The organism is Pseudoalteromonas rubra (assembly GCF_005887115.1).
Taxonomy (GTDB): domain Bacteria; phylum Pseudomonadota; class Gammaproteobacteria; order Enterobacterales; family Alteromonadaceae; genus Pseudoalteromonas; species Pseudoalteromonas rubra_F.
In genome coordinates, this window is record NZ_PNCJ01000102.1 from 1 (window position 1) to 1,278 (window position 1,278).

Here is a 1,278-nt window from a genome sequence, read left to right on the forward strand (position 1 = left end):
GTATCCGACAGGCTAACTTGCTGCTTCCGAGCTGTTGGCATAGTCCATTATCCTCAGTCCATTGAGTATCCCCTAAAGGTAGACGGCGTAGCTCCTGTACGCCAGTTGAGGTGGGTATCGCTGTAACTCCACACCACATCACCCACCCAACAATCCAGACTGAATGCCTACGATTTTGGGTGGGTGTCCATGTAACTCATATTGGGTGGGTGTCCTTGTAACTCACGGCTTGACATCGCTGGAGCGTCTATATATGTCCATGTAACTTTTAATCTGGTAACTCTTATTTTCACCTTTACAATTTATAATCAAAAAAAGTAGAAATTAAATTCAAATCAGCATCATCTATACAATGAGACAAAACAGAGATCAGCTCATCCTGCTCTAAACCGAGTAATTCTACTACTTGATTTTCATTTTCTATCCTTACAACCTTTACCTGAAATTCAATTGGGACATTTTTAGGGTAAGAATAAAGTAAAAAGCTCAATCCTTTTGCTCTCACATTAAGCTCTTTACTAATGTTATATTTTTTCAAATCAACTTTATCCACACCTTCTTTCATAAAAACTATAGATTTGCTTTGAAAATCACTCCCCATGTATGAATAGTCAATTACCCCTTTATGTACATTTCGCTTATATTTATCTGGAACTACCAAAGTACAGCTATCTGAAAATAGTACCTCTTTAGATGAAGCAAAACCTGCATTTAGTAGAAAGATAATCAAGAAAACCCTCAGCATACTTCTTCCTCAGTCAACAATATTGAACATTTGAACTTTACATACAGATTCGCAACTATAGCTATAGTTATAAGTTGGGTTACTAAGCATTCTAACAGCGTAAGGCCACAGCCCCAATGTGACTTGGCCTAAATTACTAGTCTGAGCATAGGTCCCTTGAATCTTCTGCATTTTCGCAGATACGTAAAATGGCGCACCTTGAGTCATTACAGCATTTGCATTAGCAAGCTCAATATTCAGTGAGGCTTGTAACGCAAAGTAGTTATGTATTAAATCTACATTTGTTCCAACAAAACCAAATAGCTCAAGTTCCTGCCGTAATGCTCCACGATCATTTTGGAACAAATCGTCCAACCTCATAATCTCTGACTCTAAAGCTTGCGCTCTTCGTGCTGCACGATACCTGTTCACCTGATTATTCTTTATTTCTTTTACTGACTCCCACACCCCATTCAACAAATACTGCATGGCCCCAGTACGAGCACCATTGGCAAATTTACCGCCAGTAATTGCTGAGACTGTACCACCAATAA

At 39.0% G+C, this 1,278-nt stretch carries 2 protein-coding genes; both read right to left on the reverse strand.

Translation table 11 applies throughout. The features are described 5' to 3' along the window. Positions 1-295: 295 nt before the first annotated feature. Positions 296-745, reverse strand: coding sequence for a hypothetical protein (locus CWB98_RS23345; RefSeq protein ID WP_138546967.1), 450 nt, complete (start codon positions 743-745; stop codon positions 296-298). A gap of 9 nt (positions 746-754) precedes the next feature. Beyond that, a partial coding sequence (locus CWB98_RS24105; protein WP_171045746.1) for a hypothetical protein occupies positions 755-1,278 on the reverse strand: 524 nt, incomplete at its 5' end.

Bases quoted from the DNA above. Each gene is read 5' to 3' on its own strand.
- CWB98_RS23345 (WP_138546967.1), bottom strand. From the start codon at position 745: ATGCTGAGGGTTTTCTTGATTATCTTTCTACTAAATGCAGGTTTTGCT.